This is a genomic window from Vibrio rumoiensis (assembly GCF_002218045.2).
Classification (GTDB): Bacteria; Pseudomonadota; Gammaproteobacteria; order Enterobacterales; family Vibrionaceae; genus Vibrio; species Vibrio rumoiensis.
On sequence record NZ_AP018685.1, the window covers coordinates 2,306,728 to 2,319,910 of the forward strand.

13 protein-coding genes are annotated in these 13,183 nt (G+C 43.1%); 9 read left to right on the forward strand and 4 right to left on the reverse strand.

The window, feature by feature from the left end:
- Positions 1-46: 46 nt before the first annotated feature.
- The 3 genes from aceE to ampD all read right to left on the reverse strand — a co-directional run bounded on the left by aceE (position 47) and on the right by ampD (position 4,537).
- Positions 47-2,710, reverse strand: a complete 2,664-nt coding sequence (gene aceE / locus VRUMOI_RS10510) for a pyruvate dehydrogenase (acetyl-transferring), homodimeric type (RefSeq protein ID WP_089138451.1) — start codon at positions 2,708-2,710, stop codon at positions 47-49.
- Positions 2,711-2,760: 50 nt separating this feature from the next.
- Positions 2,761-3,528, reverse strand: a complete 768-nt coding sequence (pdhR, locus tag VRUMOI_RS10515) for a pyruvate dehydrogenase complex transcriptional repressor PdhR (protein ID WP_089138450.1) — start codon at positions 3,526-3,528, stop codon at positions 2,761-2,763.
- A gap of 460 nt (positions 3,529-3,988) precedes the next feature.
- Positions 3,989-4,537 carry a 1,6-anhydro-N-acetylmuramyl-L-alanine amidase AmpD gene (gene ampD, locus VRUMOI_RS10520; protein ID WP_089138449.1) on the reverse strand — a complete coding sequence of 183 codons (549 nt, stop codon included), beginning with the start codon at positions 4,535-4,537 and terminating at the stop codon, positions 3,989-3,991.
- Between the two features lie 222 nt (positions 4,538-4,759).
- On the opposite strand from ampD, the gene nadC reads away from it, so the two are divergent.
- The 9 genes from nadC (at position 4,760) to yacG (ending at position 12,656) form a co-directional block, all read left to right on the forward strand.
- The gene (gene nadC / locus VRUMOI_RS10525; RefSeq protein WP_089138448.1) at positions 4,760-5,680 is read left to right on the forward strand and encodes a carboxylating nicotinate-nucleotide diphosphorylase; all 921 of its coding nucleotides are present in this window, start codon (positions 4,760-4,762) and stop codon (positions 5,678-5,680) included.
- A gap of 513 nt (positions 5,681-6,193) precedes the next feature.
- Positions 6,194-6,628, forward strand: a complete 435-nt coding sequence (locus tag VRUMOI_RS10530) for a pilin (RefSeq protein WP_089138447.1) — start codon at positions 6,194-6,196, stop codon at positions 6,626-6,628.
- 15 nt (positions 6,629-6,643) lie between these two features.
- Positions 6,644-7,039 (forward strand): pilin, encoded by a 396-nt coding sequence (locus VRUMOI_RS19600; protein ID WP_089138446.1) that lies wholly within the window; start codon positions 6,644-6,646, stop codon positions 7,037-7,039.
- Between the two features lie 39 nt (positions 7,040-7,078).
- Positions 7,079-8,767 (forward strand): type IV-A pilus assembly ATPase PilB, encoded by a 1,689-nt coding sequence (gene pilB, locus VRUMOI_RS10540; RefSeq protein WP_089138445.1) that lies wholly within the window; start codon positions 7,079-7,081, stop codon positions 8,765-8,767.
- Positions 8,768-8,835: 68 nt separating this feature from the next.
- A complete protein-coding gene (locus tag VRUMOI_RS10545; protein ID WP_089138444.1) occupies positions 8,836-10,068 on the forward strand; it encodes a type II secretion system F family protein in 1,233 nt (410 codons plus the stop codon).
- 42 nt (positions 10,069-10,110) lie between these two features.
- On the forward strand, positions 10,111-11,004 hold the full coding sequence (locus VRUMOI_RS10550; protein ID WP_089138443.1) for a prepilin peptidase: 894 nt from the start codon (positions 10,111-10,113) through the stop codon (positions 11,002-11,004).
- Positions 11,005-11,007: 3 nt separating this feature from the next.
- Positions 11,008-11,631: a dephospho-CoA kinase gene (gene coaE, locus VRUMOI_RS10555; protein ID WP_089138442.1), complete on the forward strand. Its 624-nt coding sequence runs from the start codon at positions 11,008-11,010 to the stop codon at positions 11,629-11,631.
- A gap of 45 nt (positions 11,632-11,676) precedes the next feature.
- Positions 11,677-12,408 carry a cell division protein ZapD gene (zapD, locus tag VRUMOI_RS10560; RefSeq protein WP_089138441.1) on the forward strand — a complete coding sequence of 244 codons (732 nt, stop codon included), beginning with the start codon at positions 11,677-11,679 and terminating at the stop codon, positions 12,406-12,408.
- Positions 12,409-12,452: 44 nt separating this feature from the next.
- Positions 12,453-12,656 (forward strand): DNA gyrase inhibitor YacG, encoded by a 204-nt coding sequence (gene yacG, locus VRUMOI_RS10565; protein WP_089138440.1) that lies wholly within the window; start codon positions 12,453-12,455, stop codon positions 12,654-12,656.
- 75 nt (positions 12,657-12,731) lie between these two features.
- Here yacG and mutT read toward each other — a convergent pair whose 3' ends face one another.
- Complete coding sequence (gene mutT / locus VRUMOI_RS10570; RefSeq protein WP_089138439.1) at positions 12,732-13,148, reverse strand: 8-oxo-dGTP diphosphatase MutT; 417 nt, start codon at positions 13,146-13,148, stop codon at positions 12,732-12,734.
- Positions 13,149-13,183 lie beyond the last annotated feature (35 nt).

Below are 13,183 nucleotides of genomic sequence, written 5' to 3' on the forward strand. Positions count from 1 at the left end.
TTGATTGAAGTGCGTAACGCGAAATATACGTTACGCACTGTCATTCTTATGCGTGTAGTGGGTTGATTTTATCTGCGTCGATGTTGAATTTAGCAATCGCTTCAGACACAACTGATTTTTCAATATCACCACGCTTAACTAGCTCAGTTAGAGCAGCAACCACAACATAACCCGCGTTCACTTCGAAGTGACGACGTAGGTTTTCACGGCTATCTGAGCGACCAAAGCCATCAGTACCCAATACTTTGTAAGATTCAGCAGGTACGAATGCACGTACTTGGTCTGCGTAGTTCTTCATGTAGTCCGTTGCCGCAATCGCAGGCTCTGAACCTAGTACTGTTGAGATGTAAGGGACTTTTTGCTCAGCTTCAGGGTGAAGCATGTTGTAACGCTCTACTTCTTGACCGTCACGGGTCAATTCGTTGAATGACGTTACAGAGTAAACATCAGACGCTACGCCGTAATCGTCGCTTAAGATCTGCGCCGCTTTACGAACTTCGTTCATGATAGTACCTGAGCTCATTAACTGTACTTTAGACTTGCTACCTGCGTAAGTTTCTAACTTGTAAATACCACGACGGATGCCTTCTTCAGCGCCTTCTGGCATTGCTGGCATATGGTAGTTTTCGTTCATTACCGTTAGGTAGTAGTAAACGTTCTCTTGCTCACCGTACATGCGACGAATACCGTCTTGCATGATAACCGCCACTTCATAAGCGAACGTTGGATCGTAAGAAATACAGTTTGGAACCGTGTTCGCCATGATGTGCGAATGACCATCTTCGTGCTGTAGACCTTCACCGTTCAATGTTGTACGACCAGCAGTAGCACCTAATAGGAAACCACGAGCTTGTTGGTCGCCCGCCATCCACGCCATGTCGCCCACACGTTGGAAGCCGAACATTGAGTAGTAGATGTAGAACGGAATCATTGGCAAGTTGTTGGTGCTGTATGATGTTGCAGCCGCAACCCATGAAGACATTGCACCTAGCTCATTGATACCTTCTTGTAGAACTTGACCAGAGGTTGCTTCTTTATAGTAAGACACAACACCACGGTCTTCTGGAGTATAAGTTTGGCCATTCGGGTTGTAGATACCGATTTGACGGAACAAACCTTCCATACCGAAAGTACGAGCTTCATCCGCAATGATTGGCACAACATTTTTACCAATACCTTTGTCTTTCAACAAGATGTTTAATGTACGAACAAACGCCATTGTGGTTGAGATATCACGTTTTTGCTCAGTCAGCAGTGCGTCAAACTCACCCAATTCAGGGATTTGTAGCTCTTCAGTAAAGTTAGGTAGACGCTGAGGTGTGTAACCGTGTAGCGCTTTACGACGAGCGTGTAGATATTCGTATTCTTTAGAACCTTCTTCTAGAGTCAGGTAAGGAAGCTCTTTCACTTTCTCATCAGATAGAAGCTCTTGTAGGCCTAGACGGTCACGTAGGTGAAGAACATGTGTCATGTCCATTTTCTTCACTTGGTGCGCAATGTTTTTACCTTCAGCTGCATCACCCATACCGTAACCTTTAACAGTCTTCGCTAGGATAACCGTTGGACGACCTTTGGTGTCTTGCGCGTTTTTGTAAGCGGCATATAGCTTAGAAGACTCATGACCACCACGCTTAAGAGCGAAGATTTCGTCATCTGTCATATCAGCAACAAGTGCTGCAGTTTCAGGGTATTTACCGAAGAAGTGTTCACGTACGTAAGCACCGTCTTTCGATTTGAATGTTTGGTAATCACCATCGATGGTTTCGTTCATCAATTGCAGCAATTTACCTGTTGTATCTTTCGCAAGTAGTGAATCCCAGTTGTTACCCCAGATCACTTTTACAACGTTCCAGCCTGCGCCTTTAAATAGGCCTTCAAGCTCTTGAATGATGCTGCCGTTACCCATAACAGGGCCATCTAGGCGCTGTAGGTTACAGTTGATTAGGAAGCATAGGTTATCCAATTTTTCACGAGCAGCGAAAGAGATCGCACCGCGTGATTCTGGCTCATCCATCTCACCGTCACCTAAGAACGCATATACACGTTGCTCAGAAGTATCTTTCATTCCACGACCGTCAAGGTACTTCAAGAAGCGTGCTTGATAGATAGCCGAAATTGGACCTAAGCCCATAGATACGGTTGGGAACTGCCAGAATTCAGGCATTAATTTAGGATGCGGGTATGAAGGGATACCTTTACCGTCGACTTCTTGACGGAAGTTATCAAGTTGATCTTCAGTTAAACGACCTTCTAGGAAAGCACGAGCGTAGATCCCTGGAGAAATGTGACCTTGATAGTAAACTAAATCGCCACCGTCTTTCTCATTTGGCGCACGGAAGAAGTGGTTGAAACACACTTCGTAGAACGCAGCAGAAGACTGGTAAGAAGCCATATGGCCGCCCAACTCTAAATCTTTCTTCGATGCACGCAATACGATCATGATGGCATTCCAACGAATGATCGAACGAATACGACGCTCTAACGTTGTATCACCAGGATATGCCGGCTCTTGTGCTGCCGGAATGGTGTTTACATAATTGGTATTGATGCCAGTTGGCATGTCTACACCGTCTAAACGAGCTTTATCTAGAACTTGCTCTAGTAGATATTGAGCGCGCTCGACACCTTCTTCACGTACCACTGATTCAAGGGCTTGTAACCAATCTTGAGTTTCCAGTGCATCAACGTCATTATTAATGACTTCAGACATGGCGATCTATCCTTTTGTTGGTTTGACAGATTAACTTTTGCTAGCCAATCTTATGATTCGTTAGCTTGTTGAATTCGGCGCAATGAACGCTCACGACGACTCTCTTCTCGAGTCAAATCCAACAAGGTCTCTTCGATATAAGCCAAATGGGCATGCGATGCTTTACGCGCTTTTTCTGGTTCACGTTCTAAAATCGCTTGCACAATACTGGCGCGGTGATGACTCACCTTTTCTACCACCTCATCACGACGATGAAGTAATTCTAAATTCTGTAATACGTTTTGTTGTAATAAAGGGGCTAGGCTTCGAACAATATGCAATAGCACCACATTGTGAGCCGCTTCAGAAATGGCGATTAACACCGCCATGACTGCGCTTGATTCTTGCGCCACATCTTTATTTTCAATCGCTTTTTCTACTTCTTTTTGACATGAAGAGATTCGTTCAAAATCTTCTTCAGTACCACGCAAGGCGGCAAAGTAAGCAGAAATACCTTCCATTGCATGGCGAGATTCAAGTAAGTCGAGTTGGGTTTCTGAATGCGTCGACAATAACTCTAGCAAAGGATCGGAAAAAGACGTCCATAAGGTGTCTGTAATAAAAGTGCCACCACCTTGTTTACGAGTTAACAAACGCTTAGCTTCTAAACGTTGAATCGCTTCACGAATCGAAGGACGAGACACATCAAATTGTTTTGCTAGTTCTCGCTCCGGTGGCAATTGTTGCCCGGGAGAAAGTGTGCCTTCTAAAATCAGCCGTTCGATTTCCTGTTCAATCACATCGGAAAGCTTTGGCTGACGGATCCTTTGATAAGCCATGATTAATTCGTTTTCTCACTCGTGAATGTAAATTGGTAAGACCAATTACCATGTACAACAAAAATTTTACCGAATGCAAACACAAGTGTCCAGATAAAATTGACCTACATCAAAGAAGCAATAAGCATTAACCGTGCGGTAACAAAATCAAACTAAAACAATAATAAGATTGGTAAGACCATTTAAATAGTCGACATTCAAAATGTCATTTTATGAGGTTAGATAGGGATAATTTGTTAATTATGTGATTTTGATCTCCATTAAAACACCTCTTAAGAGGTAAGAAGAACAAGATTGTTGGTGTGTTTATTACTAACATTTGTTACTAGAAAATGACAGAGTCAGCAATCAAGCTCCTCGACTCAAAGAGGAACTTCTTAGTAAAACGGATAATTTTATTAAAAATGTGAGATCAATCAGAGGCAGGAAAATCGCTGATGGTAAACGGCAAGTCGTTTCATCAATCATTTAATAAACGACGAAAGTAACGCCAATCAAATCCTAAGCCGGGATCGGATTTTCTGAGCGGTGCTATATATTGATGCCCCGTAATTCTTGGTAACGTAATTTCTGGGTATTGCTGCATAAGTAACTTGGTAATCGCAGCTAAAGATTGATATTGCACTTGGCTGTAACTATCTAAATCCGTTCCTTCGAGTTCAATACCAATCGAATAATCATTGCAACGCTCTACTCCAGCAAAGCTCGATTTCCCCGCATGCCAAGCTCTAGCATCAAATGGCACAAACTGAATGATCTCGCCATCACGACGAATAAAGCAATGCGCTGACACGCCCATTTTGTGGATCACTTTAAAAAACGGGTGTTCATTAGGTTCTAGCTGACCAGTAAAGAATTGCTCAACATACGGCCCACCATATTGCCCCGGCGGCAAACTAATATTATGCACCACCAGTAAAGAGATCGGCATTTGCTCAGGACGAGAATCAAAAAATGGTGATGGGACATGTTTAATGTCAGAAAGCCAATGATCAGGGGTGATGTGCATAGTCGGCAACCTTATTTATTCGATGGCGTTATTCTGTAGTAATCAAGGTTTAAGTCAAGGTGGGAAGATCGTTACTCGTTGCTCGGGCGCTACGCTGCTCGTAACTCGAGAAGACCAAAAGATCGAGACACGAGAAGTGAAACGACCTAGAGCGAAGCGCTCGAAAATCGTTTCCCCTTGCAGTATCATACTCGCACTACCAACCTCAACGGATCTTGCCTCATGAAAAGCACTCACGATTCTCAATCTCGTCTGGAATATTTAAAGCAACAACTGCCAACTGAAATCACCCGCATGGTGAGTGATGCGTTAAAGGAAGATCTTGGTGGTACGCTCGATCCAAATGCCGATATTACCGCTAGCTTAATTCCTGCAGAGGCAACGAACACGGCCACTATTATTACCCGTGAACACGGCGTATTTTGTGGAAAAGCTTGGGCTGATGAAGTATTCAAACAACTTGGCGGTCAAGTGAGTATCCAATGGCACGTTCAAGATGGTGATACGGTTGAGCCAAACCAAACGCTTTGTACGCTAACTGGCCCATCACGCGCGCTATTAACTGGCGAGCGCAATGCAATGAACTTTATTCAAACCCTTTCTGGTTGTGCAAGTGTAACCGCAGAGTATGTAAAAGAGCTCGCGGGTACCGATTGTCGATTACTGGATACCCGTAAAACCATTCCCGGTCTACGTAGTGCATTAAAATATGCCGTCACTTGCGGCGGCGGCTTTAATCACCGTATTGGTGTATTTGATGCCTACCTCATTAAAGAAAATCACATTATCGCTTGTGGTGGCATCGAAAAAGCCATTGCTACCGCCAAACAGCTCAACCCTGGTAAACCGGTTGAAGTGGAAACCGAATCTTTAGAAGAATTAGAGCGCGCCATTCGCGCTGGTGCCGACATCGTGATGTTAGATAATTTCACTAAACAAATGATGATTGATGCGGTTGAACTGAATAAACAAATTGGCCAAGAAAATGGTTTAACCACCGGCCAAGCCGCACTGGAAAACTCAGGCAACATTACCCTTGGAACCTTAAATGAATACGCTAAAACCGGCGTAGATTATATTTCGGTTGGCGCACTGACCAAGCATGTTAAAGCCATGGATTTATCGATGAGAATAAAGGATTAGGGTTACTCGTCCCTAGTTTCTAGGAAAAGCAAAGAGAGCGTGGATGGGTTTTGTTTTCGTGTATCGTCTCTCGGGCGCTTTGCTTCTCGTTGCTTGGAAAAGCAGAGGCGAGGTTCGGGAACGCTGCGCTCGGGAGCCGAAAAGATTGTTGCGTGTAAAAACAAAAGCGATCTCGATCCGCTCTTCCTAAAAACTAGGGACCAGGAACTATCTCTCGAGCCTCGAGAAGTGAAACGCCCTAGTTACGAGTTACGAAAATTCCCCGTGACCTCCCTCTCATTCCCCTCCCAAATTTCATACTAAATTCATACTTCCCTTACGTCAGCATATGGTCAAAAAAACACCTCACATCACCCAATAGTTTAATATTGCTCGCAATAAATTGTTTTTCCAATGTAATCAATGACTCAGTTTTCAAACTGGCTCGAATAGGCCGCTATCGACAATTTTCTTTTTTACCGCTCACTCTACTCTTTCCGTGGTAATACCACTCAATTATTCACGGAGATGAAAATGAAACAATTACAACAAGGTAAGAAGAAACTACAAAAAGGTTTTACGCTAATTGAATTGATGATCGTAGTTGCGGTTATCGGTGTGCTGGCGGCGATTGCGATTCCTCAGTATCAAAACTATGTGAAAAAAGCCGCTTTAGGTTCTGCTTTGGCGACGGCAACGGCATTAAAGACCAATGTAGAAGATACAATTGCAATTAAAGGTACATTTCCAAATAACACACTTTCTTTCGCACTTGGAAGTCTTAAGCTAACACCAACCGCATCAGCTGCCGATGGCTCAATCATCGCAACAGTAGATGAGGGTCCTGCACAAAATTCAACTCTAACGTTAGAGCGTGATGCTGATGGTATTTGGACGTGTAAAGTTGAAGGAGATTCAGTCAATGATGAAGTAACTCCATCTGCGTGTGAGTTTTCATCTGGCTCATAACTAAAAATAATTTACATGCTTAAAATTAAAGGCTTCACTTTAATTGAACTAATGATCACCGTGGCGATTATCGGTGTGCTTGCGACGATTGCAATACCTCAGTATCAGCAATATGTTCAAAAAGCCGCTCTCGCCACGGCGATCGGTTCTGCTAATAACTATAAAACCATTGTCGAAGAATACGTCGACTCACATTTTACTTTTCCGCAGATCTCTGCAGCATTTCCACTAGGTTCAATTACTACGGTATCCGGTGCCGTCGGCAACAACGACTTATTGACCCAAATAAATAAAGGTATCGCCAAAGGTACAAAAGTAAGAATGCAACGAGATGCACAAGGTCGCTGGCAATGCCATCACAATAAAACCCACTTAACCGTTCAAGGCTGTGGGTATGATGCCAGTTTGTAGAATGTATTTATTCAAACACCAACGCTTAGTAAGGATGCTATGAACACCAACCTCGCTTCCATATTACGCCAAGCGGAGCTTTTGACTACAGAGCAAGAGCTTATGGTGGTGAGTACGGTTTTAAATGATAAAAAAAGCGTCCCCGTGGCTTGCGTGGACGCTGGTTTTATTTCTAGCGATCAATTGCTAGTTAAGCTTTGCCACTTATTTGCCCTCCCGCAAGCCAACCTTGAACATTACAGCTTTGCTCAAGTGTGTGAACAACTGGGAATGCGCGATTTAATCATTACCCACCAAGTGCTGCCGCTACAAGTGGATTCTCATAGCGTATTACTCGCGGTAGCGGACCCGACCAATACTAATGTGGAGGACGATTTTCGTTTCGCAACCGGTAAACAAATCGAGTTTATTCTTGCCGATTGTAAAGAATTAGAAGGGGCAATTCGCCGTTTGTATGGCCGAGCGGTCAACTCGGATACCACTCAAGGCAAAGATATCACCCAAGATGAACTGGCGAACTTAGTTGAAGTTGGCAGTGACGAAATCCAAGAAACTGAAGATCTCAGCCAAGATGAAGCGCCGGTCAGCCGTTTCATCAACCAAATATTACTCGATGCAGTACGTAAAGGCGCTTCAGATATTCACTTTGAACCTTATGAAGATATCTACCGAGTCCGTTTGCGTTGCGATGGTATGTTAGTTGAAACCAACCGCCCTGCGCCGCATTTAGGTCGACGCCTTGCCGCGAGGATCAAGATCCTATCCAAACTGGATATTGCGGAACGTCGCCTGCCGCAAGATGGACGGATCAAGATCCGACTCAATGCTGATACCGCGATCGATATGAGAGTTTCAACCTTGCCGACATTGTGGGGAGAGAAGATCGTATTGCGCTTACTAGACAGTAGTGCAGCCAATCTTAACATTGATAAGCTCGGTTACAGCGAAGCGCAAAAACAATTATATCTAGATGCCCTGCAACAACCACAAGGCATGATCTTAATGACCGGCCCAACCGGTAGTGGTAAAACCGTTTCGCTTTATACTGGCCTACGAATTCTCAACACTCCCGATAAAAATATATCGACCGCCGAAGACCCGGTCGAAATTAACTTAACCGGCATCAATCAAGTACAAGTCAAACCTAAGATTGGCTTTACCTTCGCAGCGGCTTTAAGAGCTTTTTTACGTCAAGATCCCGATGTAGTGATGGTCGGTGAGATCCGCGATTTAGAGACAGCCGAAATTGCGGTAAAAGCAGCGCAGACTGGCCACTTAGTGCTTTCAACTTTACATACTAACTCTTCTGCCGAAACCGTGGTTCGTCTATCCAATATGGGGATTGAAGCATTTAACTTAGCTTCATCGCTGAGCTTGATCATTGCGCAACGTTTGGCGCGTCGTTTATGCAATCACTGTAAGAAACCCGATGACTTTCCTGAAGTGTTACGTGAAAAATTTCATATCTCGCCCGATGTAGTGATTTATAAATCGTCGAAACAAGGTTGTCCGGAATGCACTGGCGGTTATTCAGGTCGAGTGGGGATTTATGAAGTGATGCCATTTACCACTGAATTGGCCAGTGCTGTCATCAAAAAAGCCTCTGCCAATGACATTGAAATGATCGCGGTAAAACAAGGTATGGCGACGCTACGCCAATCAGGAATAGAAAACTTAAAGCAAGGCGTCACCAGCTTTGCAGAATTGCAGCGTGTGCTGTACTTCTAGCCCCTTATACCAAGAAATTCAATCAATAAACTCGACAAATTTGGAATGCTAAACAAGGACAGAATCTCATGGCACAAGCATCCACTCTCAAAGCACCTGCATTAAAAAACTTTCAATGGCGTGGAGTAAATAGCTCTGGCAAAAAAGTGTCAGGACAAATGTTGGCGATCAACGAAGTTGAGGTGCGCGCTAAACTCAAAGAGCAGCGCGTTCAAATCAAGAAACTCAAACGACGTAGCGTGTCGATCTTTGCCAAAATGAGCCACAAAGTAAAACATAAAGACATTACAGTATTCACTAGACAGTTGGCCACGATGCTTGGCACTGGCGTTCCCATCGTTCAGGCGATCAAATTGATCTCAGATAGCCAACGAAAAGCCGAAATGAAATCGGTACTCTCGCAGATTTGTACTCAAGTAGAAGCCGGTACGCCAATCTCCAAAGCTATGCTCGCCAGTAGCCCTTTCTTTGATGAATTCTATTGTGATCTTGTGGCGACAGGTGAGCAAACCGGTAACTTGGCTGATGTGTTTGATCGTCTTGCGACCTATCGTGAAAAAAGTGAAGAGCTAAGATCAAAAGTAATAAAAGCCATGATCTACCCGGCGATGGTTATTTTAGTTGCCACCAGCGTATCAATTCTGATGTTAACCATGGTGATCCCTGAATTTGAAGCCATGTTTAAGGGCTTTGGCGCCGAACTGCCTTGGTTTACTCAACAAGTGATCAATTTATCTCACTTTATTCAAAGTTATTTATTCATCATGATCCTAGCGCTATTTGGCTTCATCTTTGCAATGAAAGAAGCACGTAAACGATCCTTTACTTTTCGACTTAAAACCAGTCGCTTCGCCTTACAAATGCCAGTATTAGGCGGCGTTTTTTCCAAAGCGGCGATTGCCAAATTTAGCCGCACATTAGCCACCAGCTTTAGTGCCGGTATTCCTATTTTAACGAGTTTATTAACGACCGCTAAAACCTCTGGCAATTTGCATTATCAAGTGGCAATAGAGCAAGTACACAAAGACACCGCCGCGGGCATGCCAATGTACATTGCAATGCGTAACGCCGATGCGTTTCCTGAAATGGTACTGCAAATGGTGATGATAGGTGAAGAGTCCGGTAACCTCGATGATATGCTCAATAAGGTCGCAGCAATTTATGAATTTGAAGTGGATAATACCGTCGATAACCTAGGTAAAATTATTGAACCGGTGATTATTGTGTTCCTTGGTGTTGTAGTAGGCGGTTTAGTTGTGTCACTTTATCTGCCAATCTTTAAGTTAGTTAGTGTATTCTAGAGCCCATATTATTTATTTGTTTATTGGACATTATCGTATCTCATGGTGATCTTTGATTATTACCCAGCTCTCTTTCCAATTGCAGCTGGTATCTTTGGCTTATTAATTGGCAGCTTTTTAAATGTCGTGATCCATCGACTACCTATCATGATGGAGCGAGAGTGGAAGCAAGAGTGCATCGAGTTTTTCCCGCAACTGAAAAAAGATCCAAAAATCAAACAAGAGCTTACCGATCTCAATAAGCCATTTAATCTCAATGTGCCACGTTCACGTTGCCCAAAATGCGATACGCAAATTCGTGCGGTAGATAATATCCCAGTGATAAGTTGGTTAATGCTCAAAGGCAAGTGCCACAAATGCGCTAACCCAATCAGCTTTCGCTATCCAGCTATCGAACTCCTAACCGCTATTTTATGTGTGGTGATCGGTATTCATTTTACTGCCGATTGGTATGGCCTCGCCTTACTGTTTTTCACTTTTACGCTAGTGTCAGCTACCTTTATCGATCTAGATACGATGTTACTACCCGATCAATTGACCCTGCCTTTAATGTGGGCAGGCTTGGCTTTGTCTTTGTTTGAGATTAGCCCAGTATCACTACAAGATGCTGTCATTGGCGCAATGGCGGGTTACCTATGTCTATGGTCCATCTTCTGGGCGTTTAAATTACTTACTGGCAAAGAAGGTATGGGTTACGGTGACTTTAAACTACTGGCTGCGCTCGGAGCTTGGCTCGGTTGGCAACAACTCCCTTTACTCATATTGCTATCTTCTGTCATCGGGTTAATTTTTGGTATTATCCAATTGCGTTTACAAAAGAAAGGGATAGAGAAAGCCTTCCCATTTGGTCCTTACCTCGCGATTGCTGGTTGGTTTTGTCTAATCTGGGGTAATGACTTAACCTCTTGGTATCTCACCAATATGCTAGGAATGTAAGCAATGACCATGGTAGTTGGCTTAACAGGTGGCATTGGCAGCGGTAAAACCACCATTGCCAATCTGTTTCATGATCAATTTGGTATTGAAATTATCGATGCTGATGTCGTAGCAAGAGAAGTTGTCGAACCGGGAACCCGAGGGCTTAATGCCATTGCCGAATATTTTGGTGAGCAGGTATTAACTTCCGAGGGAGAACTTGATCGTGCGGCATTAAGAGAGCGTATTTTTAGCAATGTTGATGAAAAAAAGTGGCTTAATAATTTATTGCACCCTCTTATTCGCCAGAGTATCACTCAGCAACTCTCAAAAGTAAGTTCCGATTACTCTTTATTAGTTGTACCATTGTTAGTTGAAAATAGCTGGCAGCCGATGATCGATAGATTATTAGTGATTGATGTGCAACCTGAAACCCAGATTGCACGCACTCGCCAAAGGGATGGTGTATCCGAAGATCAAGTGCATTCGATCTTAGCCTCTCAAGCATCTCGAGAGGAGCGGTTATCATTTGCTGACGATGTTATTAATAACGATGCGCCATTAAACGAGCAAACAAAACAGAAACTTTTATCTCAAGTCACAGTTTTACACAAAAAGTATCTAGCTTTATCTCATTCATATCTGTGACAATAGTAAAGGAATACTCACCGCAATCTATAACTTGAAGTCATTATGCTCAAATTCGAACACCCACTGACAGAAAAAGTACGAATTTACCTTAGAGTCGAAGCTCTTATGAGGCAACTGCATAACTCTGCTCACTTTGCAGCACCACTCGACTATCAATTATTCTTTCGTTCCTTATTTGATTTAATGGATTTATTTGAACAAATCCATATCAAATCAGAACTCACCAAAGATCTCGATAAAAAGAAACTGACATTTAAAAACTGGGCAAATGTTCCAGGTGTCGATCAGGCGGTACTCTCCGGTGTGTTAAATGACATTGATGAAAACTTCAAAAACTTAATGTCATCAGAACGGTTTGGCCAATCATTAAAAGAAGATCGTTTTTTAAGTACTATTCGACAGCGATTTAGTATTCCTGGTGGCAGTTGTTGCTTTGATCTCCCTTCTCTTCACTTTTGGCTACACCAACCTTTACAAAGGCGTTTAGCGGATGCCACAGTTTGGGTAGAAAAGCTCGCACCACTACACGGAGCATTAGAGCTACTCTTAAAGCTCACCCGAGAAACGGCTCACTACAAACCTCAAATTGCTCGTAATGGATTTTTCCAAAGTGATGCGGATGATGCCAATATTTTACGTCTAGAGATCCCGACAGATCTCAGTATTTACCCAATGATTTCTGGCCATAAAAACCGTTTCGTCATCAAGTTTATAAATTTTGAAACCAGCATGGCTTATAGCCAAGATGTCGAGTTTAAGCTAGCAGTCTGTTAGAATCTGATGATTACTCATATTCTAAATTCAGGTTCCCTTTCAATATGACTCAAGCAACCCCAAAAAAAGTGACTGTCGTAAAATGCCCAACATGCAAAACTGATGTCGTGTGGGGCGAAATTAGTACTTACCGTCCATTTTGCAGTAAGCAGTGCCAGATGATCGATTTTGGTGAATGGGCGGATGAAGAAAAAGCGATTCCTGGTGCGCCAGATATGTCCGATTCAGATGGTTGGTCAGAAGGGTAACGCTTTAAAAAATGGTTTTTAAAGGAGATCACACAAACGTTGTGAGCTCCTTTTTTATTACTCATAAAAAGTGAATTACGAGAATCTAGACTCATTCGTGAAATGAGCTATCACTTTCTCTAATACAGGTTCGTTTGCCTCTGGAAATGTATATTCAGTTAATTGCTCAATCGCGACCCATTTCCCTTCTTGCCCTTCTTTCCCATACGGTTTACCACTAAAACCAGACACGATAAAAAAATCAAAAGTTAAGCTTTTTTCTGGATAGTCGAAATCAAAATGCTCAAACAACGACATCTCGGTAGCGGTAATATCGATCTCTTCTTGTAGCTCGCGGATCAACCCCTGCTCTGCTGATTCACCAACTTCCACCTTTCCACCAGGAAATTCCCAATATCCACCTTTATGCAGCTTTTCAGGACGCTTAGTAATAAAAATTTGGTCTTGCTGCGTATTTAAGATGATTGCCGCGACGATATGTATACGTTTCATGATTATTCCTTTGGCTATTGCCAATAAAAAGGCCG

Excerpts from the sequence above, each read along its gene's own strand:
- aceE (WP_089138451.1), bottom strand. The coding sequence starts at position 2,710 with ATGTCTGAAGTCATTAATAATGACGTTGATGCACTGGAAACTCAAGAT.
- pdhR (WP_089138450.1), bottom strand. The coding sequence starts at position 3,528 with ATGGCTTATCAAAGGATCCGTCAGCCAAAGCTTTCCGATGTGATTGAA.
- ampD (WP_089138449.1), bottom strand. The coding sequence starts at position 4,537 with ATGCACATCACCCCTGATCATTGGCTTTCTGACATTAAACATGTCCCA.
- nadC (WP_089138448.1), top strand. The coding sequence starts at position 4,760 with ATGAAAAGCACTCACGATTCTCAATCTCGTCTGGAATATTTAAAGCAA.
- VRUMOI_RS10530 (WP_089138447.1), top strand. The coding sequence starts at position 6,194 with ATGAAACAATTACAACAAGGTAAGAAGAAACTACAAAAAGGTTTTACG.
- VRUMOI_RS19600 (WP_089138446.1), top strand. The coding sequence starts at position 6,644 with ATGCTTAAAATTAAAGGCTTCACTTTAATTGAACTAATGATCACCGTG.
- pilB (WP_089138445.1), top strand. The coding sequence starts at position 7,079 with ATGAACACCAACCTCGCTTCCATATTACGCCAAGCGGAGCTTTTGACT.
- VRUMOI_RS10545 (WP_089138444.1), top strand. The coding sequence starts at position 8,836 with ATGGCACAAGCATCCACTCTCAAAGCACCTGCATTAAAAAACTTTCAA.
- VRUMOI_RS10550 (WP_089138443.1), top strand. The coding sequence starts at position 10,111 with ATGGTGATCTTTGATTATTACCCAGCTCTCTTTCCAATTGCAGCTGGT.
- coaE (WP_089138442.1), top strand. The coding sequence starts at position 11,008 with ATGACCATGGTAGTTGGCTTAACAGGTGGCATTGGCAGCGGTAAAACC.
- zapD (WP_089138441.1), top strand. The coding sequence starts at position 11,677 with ATGCTCAAATTCGAACACCCACTGACAGAAAAAGTACGAATTTACCTT.
- yacG (WP_089138440.1), top strand. The coding sequence starts at position 12,453 with ATGACTCAAGCAACCCCAAAAAAAGTGACTGTCGTAAAATGCCCAACA.
- mutT (WP_089138439.1), bottom strand. The coding sequence starts at position 13,148 with ATGAAACGTATACATATCGTCGCGGCAATCATCTTAAATACGCAGCAA.